The organism is Mesorhizobium sp. M4A.F.Ca.ET.022.05.2.1, from assembly GCF_003998845.1.
Taxonomy (GTDB): Bacteria; Pseudomonadota; Alphaproteobacteria; order Rhizobiales; family Rhizobiaceae; genus Mesorhizobium.
In genome coordinates this window covers 21,891-28,759 of sequence record NZ_RZOJ01000039.1, presented here as the reverse complement: position 1 = coordinate 28,759, position 6,869 = coordinate 21,891, and the positions used below count along the sequence as shown (strand labels likewise).

5 protein-coding genes are annotated in these 6,869 nt (G+C 65.4%); 2 read left to right on the top strand and 3 right to left on the bottom strand.

Going from position 1 to position 6,869, the window contains the following annotated elements; translation table 11 throughout:
- Together EN745_RS07255 and argJ are read right to left on the bottom strand one after the other, a co-directional pair.
- The coding region (locus EN745_RS07255; protein WP_245487660.1) for a GNAT family N-acetyltransferase at positions 1-662 on the bottom strand (662 nt) is incomplete at its 3' end.
- A gap of 8 nt (positions 663-670) precedes the next feature.
- Positions 671-1,912, bottom strand: coding sequence for a bifunctional glutamate N-acetyltransferase/amino-acid acetyltransferase ArgJ (argJ, locus tag EN745_RS07250; RefSeq protein WP_127420874.1), 1,242 nt, complete (start codon positions 1,910-1,912; stop codon positions 671-673).
- Positions 1,913-2,099: 187 nt separating this feature from the next.
- On the opposite strand from argJ, the gene EN745_RS07245 reads away from it, so the two are divergent.
- On the top strand, positions 2,100-2,696 hold the full coding sequence (locus EN745_RS07245; protein WP_127420873.1) for a TetR/AcrR family transcriptional regulator: 597 nt from the start codon (positions 2,100-2,102) through the stop codon (positions 2,694-2,696).
- 181 nt (positions 2,697-2,877) lie between these two features.
- On the opposite strand, the gene EN745_RS07240 is transcribed toward EN745_RS07245, so the two are convergent.
- Positions 2,878-3,795: a peptidylprolyl isomerase gene (locus EN745_RS07240; protein WP_126058132.1), complete on the bottom strand. Its 918-nt coding sequence runs from the start codon at positions 3,793-3,795 to the stop codon at positions 2,878-2,880.
- A 251-nt stretch (positions 3,796-4,046) separates the two neighbouring features.
- On the opposite strand from EN745_RS07240, the gene secA reads away from it, so the two are divergent.
- Positions 4,047-6,779, top strand: coding sequence for a preprotein translocase subunit SecA (secA, locus tag EN745_RS07235; protein ID WP_126058131.1), 2,733 nt, complete (start codon positions 4,047-4,049; stop codon positions 6,777-6,779).
- Positions 6,780-6,869: the final 90 nt, after the last annotated feature.

The window sequence follows — 6,869 nt, the reverse complement described above, 5'->3', positions numbered from 1 at the left end:
TCCCGCGCGCCGCGCAGCCGCGCCCACTTCAACGCCGACAGGATGAGGTTTCGGCCATGGCCCCTGTTGCGCGCCGCCTTGTCGGTGGCGACTTCGAACAGGCCGGCGAGATCGCCGTCGTGGACGCAGATCAGCGTCGCCAGTGGCTCGCTGCCATCCTCGAGCGCGAACAGCCCGGCCTCCGGCTGGATGGCGCCGATGATCTCCGACAGGCCCGGCCTCAGCGACACGTCCGAGCCACTCACCTTGAGCAGCGCGCCGATGAAGCGGCTGATGTCCTTCAGCGGGATTTGGTCCATGGCGGGATCGAGCTGGGCATCGGCGAGCGGCAGGCGCATCACCAGCGATTCGTCGAAGCTGCTCCAGCCTTCGCTGTCGAGATGCTTTGACAGGACAGGGCCCGACAGTGGCGATATGCGAAAGGTCAGCGGCCTGCCATATGCTTCGAAGCGCCGGCTGGCGCGGCCGATGCGCTCGGCAATGTGCTGGGTGTCGCCGGGATCGAGCGGATTGACCGAGTTCAGCCGCTTGGCCGCGTGGCCGGCCGTCAGCCGCACCACCCATGTGCCATCATAGTGGACGGCGGCGGCGGGCCAGGCGCGGAACCCGGCAGCCTCGTAGCGGCGCACCGTCGCGAGCACGCTTGCCGGATGTCTGGACATCAACGTCGTCAGCTCCTGTAGTCGCCATTGATGGCGACATATTCCTTGGTCAGGTCGCAGGTCCACACCGTCGCCTTGCCGCGGCCGATGCCGATGTCGGCGCGGATGCGGATGTCGTCGCGCTTCATGTAGGCCGAGGTCGCTTCCTCGGAATAGGCCGGATCGCGCTCGCCCTCATGCGCCAGCCTGTTGTCGCCGAACCAGATCGACAGAAGGTCGCGGTCGGCGGGCTCGCCGGCCTTGCCGACCGCCATGACGACACGCCCCCAATTGGCGTCCTCTCCGGCGACGGCCGTCTTGACCAGCGGCGAATTGGCGATCGACAGCGCGATGCGCTTGGCCGAACGGGCCGATTTGGCGCCGGTGACGGTGACTTCGACCTGCTTGCGCGCACCCTCGCCGTCGCGCACAACCTGCAGCGCCAGCGTTTTCAGTATTTTGCCGAGCGCGCGGCGGAACGCGCCGAGCCGAGCGTCCTTCGCGTCGGTGATTGCCGGCGCACCGCGCTTGGCCGCGGCACCCGTGGCGAACAAGAGAAGCGTGTCGCTGGTCGAGGTATCGCTATCGACGGTCACCGCGTTGAAGGTCTTGGTCGTGCCGCGCGACAACAGATCCTGCAGCACCGGTGCGGCGATCGGCGCGTCGGTGGCGATAAAGGAGAGCATCGTCGCCATGTCTGGCGCGATCATGCCGGCGCCCTTGGCAATGCCGTTGATGGTTACGTCGGCGTCGCCGAGCTTCACCGTCGCCGTCGCCACCTTCGGATAGGTGTCCGTGGTCATGATGGCCTTGGCGGCCTCGGTCCACAGATCGGGCTTGCCATCCTTGACCAGCCCGGCGAGCAGATGGCTGAACCTGGCTGTGTCGAGCGGCTCGCCGATGACGCCGGTGGAGGCCAGGAACACTTCGCACGTGGCGCATCCGGCCGCCTTGGCCGCCGCCTCGCCGGTCAGCGCGGTGGAAGCGCGGCCCTTCTTGCCGGTGAAGGCATTGGCGTTGCCGGAATTGACGACCAGCACGCGCGCCTTGCCGGCGCCCAGGTTCTGCCGGCAGAAATCGACTGGCGCCGACGGACATTTCGACTTGGTGAACACGCCGGCGACGGCGGTGCCCGGATCGAAGACCATGGCCAGAAGGTCGGTGCGGTTTTTGTACTTGATCCCCGCCTCGGCGGTGGCGATGCGCACGCCTTCGATGGCGGGCATTTTCGGATATTTCTTCGGCGCGAGCGGCGAAATCGTTGCGGACATGGGGACCTCGGGCGGCGGAAATCGCAAAGGGAAGGCCGGTTTGCCCGATACGGCGCGCCGACGCAAGGGGCGTCCTGGCCGTGCCTTCCAAGCTGGACCGCGGGCACGCAACCCGGAACGGGGCGTTTCGTTTGCACAGGCAACCCAATATGATTGGTGACGGACTCACCGGCCAAGGAGGATCAGGATGAGCATGACTCCCGGCCCCGGGCGCAAATCGATCGGCGCGAAGCGCAATCCCGAGAGCGCCGACGCCATTCTCGACGCCGCCGAGGCGGTGCTGGCGGAGGCCGGCTATTCAGGCTTTTCGATCGAGGCGGTGGCGCGCCGGGCGCGGGCCGGCAAGCCGACCATCTATCGCTGGTGGCCAAGCAAGGCCGCCCTGCTGCTCGACGTCTACCAGCGGCAGAAGCGGGTCAACGTCCCCGACACCGGCCATCTGGAGGACGACCTAGTCGGCTTCCTGAAGAACCTGTTCGCGCACTGGCGCCTTACATCGTCGGGCAATGTGTTCAGATCGCTAATCGCCGAGGCGCAGTCGGATAGCCAGGCTGCCGCCGCCCTTGCCGGCTACGCGGCCGGACGCCGCGCCCACACCGGCCAGTTGATCGTGCGCGCCAAGGCGCGCGGCGAGGTCGCGCCCGACGTCGATGCCGAGATCGTCGCCGACCTGATCGCCTCCTATGCCTGGCGGCATCTGTTGACCAACCGTCTCGACGAGGACGAGGCCAGATTGCGCGCCGCCGTCCACTATCTGATTTCGGGCATTTCCAGCACTCGTTGACGGCTGGCTATGGCTGTCTGCCGCGGCAATTCCAGGAAAAGTGCGAAGCGGCGTTCCGTCCGGAATTGCGTCAAACAAAGAGATAGAGCGGTTCAGCGTTTCCAGGAAAAGGTGAAACGCTCTGCGTGAAACAAAAAAGGGCGCCGGTCGGCGCCCTTTTCATGACTTCCATCTCGCCGGCTTACTTGCCGCTTTCGATCGTCTCGACCGCCTTCTTCAGGTTGGCGTCGGGAATCTCGACCTTGGCGTCGGCGCGCAGTTGCTTCACCAGCGCGAAATACTTGTCGCGGATGACCGCCTGCTTGGCCTGGTCCTTGACCTCCTCGAAGGCCGGCGGCTGCTTGGCCCGCTTGTCCTCGAGCTTGATGACGTGCCAGCCGAACTGCGACTGCACCGGCTCCTTGGTGTATTTGCCCACTTCGAGCGCGAACGCTGCCTTGTCGAACTCCGGCACCATCTGTCCCGGTCCGAACCAGCCGAGATCGCCGCCATTGGACTTGCCGCTCGGATCGCTGGTGTGCTCGTTGGCAAGCTTCTGGAAGTCGGCGCCGCCGTCGAGCTGCTTGATGATCGCCTCGGCCTCTTCCTTGGTCTTCACGAGGATGTGACGGGCATGCACCTCATTGACCGGTGGTGTGTTGGCGATCTCCTGGTCGTAGCGGGCGCGAATCTCGGCGTCGGTCACCTTGGCGACGACGCCCTTCTCGACCATCTCGCCATGCAACGCCCGCTGCTGCAGGAAGGCCATGCGGCGTTGGAAGTCGGCATCCTTGTCGAGGCCGGTGGCGACCGCCTGGGCGGCCATGACACGGATCTCAATGGCCGCCGAAAGGGCGGCCGCGCGGCGCTGTTCCGGCGGCAGCTGCTGGAACTGCTGCGACAGCTCGCCTTCCGCAAGCCCAAGGTCCGCCTCGGTCAGCGGCTGGCCGTTGATCGTCGCGACCACGGTGTTCGGATCGACCGGCTTGGCGGCTGCGGCCGGGGCAGCCGGCTGGGCCGGGGCGGCTTCCTGCGCCATCACCGGCGACAGCGAAAGAGCCGACAGTCCGAATGCCAGGCCAAGGCTGGCGAGCGACGCGCGGCGGAACAATAAGGTCATCAAGATTAACTCCGGTGGGGATTGCTTGGGCTGAATGGCTTCAGATCGGCCAGATCGTGGCGGAATTTGGCGCGGTCCGCAGGACCAGCGCGGCGTTGACATCGTTTGAGCCCCCTCTTATCTGTCCAACGACTTTGCGTCCAGAACCGTTTTCCGGGCGCTTTTTGCGTTTGTCCGCGTTTCACGCGGATTTGATGGGGCCGCCCGGTGCCTGTCGCAACGAATAAGAATGCTATCGAAAGGGCCATTGGATGGTCAGTCTCGGCGGTCTCGCCCGTAAGGTTTTCGGCTCCTCCAACGATCGCCGGGTGAAGGCGACCCGGCCGCGGGTCGAGGCCATCAACGCAATGGAAAACGAGATGCGGGCGCTTTCCGACGCCGAGCTGCGCGGCCGCACGGAAAAGTTCCGCCAGGATATCGCCAACGGCGCCTCGCTCGATGATCTCCTGATCCCGGCCTTCGCCACCGTGCGCGAGGCCGCGCGCCGCGTGCTCGGCCTGCGTCCCTTCGACGTGCAGCTGATCGGCGGCATGGTGCTGCACAATGGCGGCATCGCCGAGATGCGCACCGGTGAAGGCAAGACCCTGGTCGGCACGCTGCCCGTCTATCTCAATGCGCTCGCCGGCAAGGGCGTCCACGTCGTCACCGTCAACGACTACCTCGCCACCCGCGACTCCGAATGGATGGGTCGCATCTACAAGTTCCTCGGCCTCACCGTCGGCGTCATCGTCCACGGCCTCTCCGACGAGGAGCGTCGCACCGCCTACGCCGCCGACGTCACCTACGCCACCAACAACGAGCTCGGCTTCGACTATCTGCGCGACAACATGAAATATGAGCGCGCGCAGATGGTGCAGCGCGGTCACAGCTACGCCATTGTCGACGAAGTCGATTCCATCCTGGTCGACGAGGCGCGCACGCCGCTGATCATCTCCGGTCCGCTCGAGGACCGTTCGGAGATGTACAACACCATCGACGCCTTCATGCTCAAGCTCGACCCGGCCGACTACGAGATCGACGAGAAGCAGAAGACCTCGATCTTCACCGAGGAAGGCACCGAGAAGCTCGAGAACATGCTGCGCGACGCAGGCCTTCTGAAGGGCGAGTCGCTTTACGACGTCGAGAACGTCGCCATCGTCCACCATGTCAACAATGCGCTCAAGGCGCATCGGCTGTTCCAGCGCGACAAGGACTATATCGTGCGCAACGGCGAGATCGTCATCATCGACGAATTCACCGGCCGCATGATGCCCGGCCGCCGCTATTCGGAAGGCCTGCACCAGGCGCTCGAGGCCAAGGAGCACGTGGCGATACAGCCTGAGAACCAGACGCTGGCCTCCGTCACCTTCCAGAATTATTTCCGTCTCTACGACAAGCTCGCCGGCATGACCGGCACGGCGCTGACCGAGGCCGAGGAGTTCGCCAACATCTACAATCTCGAGGTCACCGAGATCCCGACCAACCTGCCGGTCGTGCGCAAGGATGAGGACGACGAGGTCTACCGGACCGTCGACGAGAAGTACAAGGCGATCGTCAGGGAGATCAAGGACGCGCGCGACAAGGGCCAGCCGATCCTGGTCGGCACCACCTCAATCGAGAAATCCGAGCAACTGGCCGAGCGCCTGCGCAAGGACGGCTTCAAGCATTTCGAAGTGCTGAATGCCCGCCACCACGAGCGCGAGGCCGCCATTGTCGCCCAGGCCGGCAAGCCGGGCGCCATCACCATCGCTACCAACATGGCCGGCCGCGGTACCGACATCCAGCTCGGCGGCAACGCCGAGATGCGCATCGCCGAAGAACTCGGTGACCTGCCGGAAGGTCCGGAGCGCGAAGCCAAGGAAAAGGCAATCCGCGACGACGTCGCCCGCCTGAAGGAAAAGGCGCTCGCCGCCGGCGGTCTCTACGTGCTCGCCACCGAGCGCCATGAATCGCGCCGCATCGACAATCAGCTGCGCGGCCGCTCCGGCCGCCAGGGCGACCCCGGCCGCTCGAAGTTCTTCCTGTCGCTGCAGGACGACCTGATGCGCATCTTCGGATCCGAGCGCATGGACGGCATGCTGCAGAAGCTCGGCCTCAAGGAAGACGAGGCGATCATCCATCCCTGGATCAACAAGGCGCTGGAAAAGGCGCAGAAGAAGGTCGAGGCGCGCAACTTCGACATCCGCAAGAACCTGTTGAAGTATGACGACGTCTCCAATGACCAGCGCAAGGTGGTGTTCGAGCAGCGCATCGAGCTTATGGACGGCGAAGGCCTGTCGGAGACGGTCGCCGAGATGCGCGACGGCGTCATCGAGGAGATCGTCGCCAAGAACATTCCCGAAAATGCCTATGCCGAGCAGTGGAATGTCGCCGGGCTCAAGGCCGAGGTGGCCGAATTCCTCAACCTCGACCTGCCGGTCGAGGAGTGGGCCAAGGAAGAAGGCATCGCCGAGGACGACATCCGCGAGCGCATCACCGCAGCCGCGGAGGCCGCAGCCAAGGAACGCGCCGAGCGTTTCGGCCCCGACGTGATGAGCTATGTCGAACGCTCGGTGGTGCTGCAGACCCTGGACCACCTCTGGCGCGAGCACATCGTCAATCTCGACCATCTGCGCTCGGTCGTCGGCTTCCGCGGCTATGCCCAGCGCGATCCGCTGCAGGAATACAAGGGCGAGGCCTTCGAGCTGTTCCAGGGCATGCTCGGCAATCTGCGCCAGGCTGTCACCGCGCAGCTGATGCGCGTCGAGCTGGTCCGCCAGGCCGCCGAAGCGCCGCCGCCCGAGGCCCCCGACATGTTCGGCAGCCACATCGACGGCACCACCGGCGAGGACGACTTCCAGGGCGGCGAGACGGCACTCCTGGTGCGCCAGGAATCCAATGCGATCGTCGCGCCGGAGAACCGCGATCCGCGGAACCCGGCGACCTGGGGCAAGATCGGCCGCAACGAGGCCTGCCCCTGCGGCTCCGGCAAGAAATACAAGCACTGCCACGGCGCGTTTGCTTGAGCGACACCTCTTCCTTCTCGCCGTTCACGGGCAGAAGGTGGCCCGAACGGCCGGATGAGGGGCGGCGCCGGCGTTTGAGGCCTGCCATCT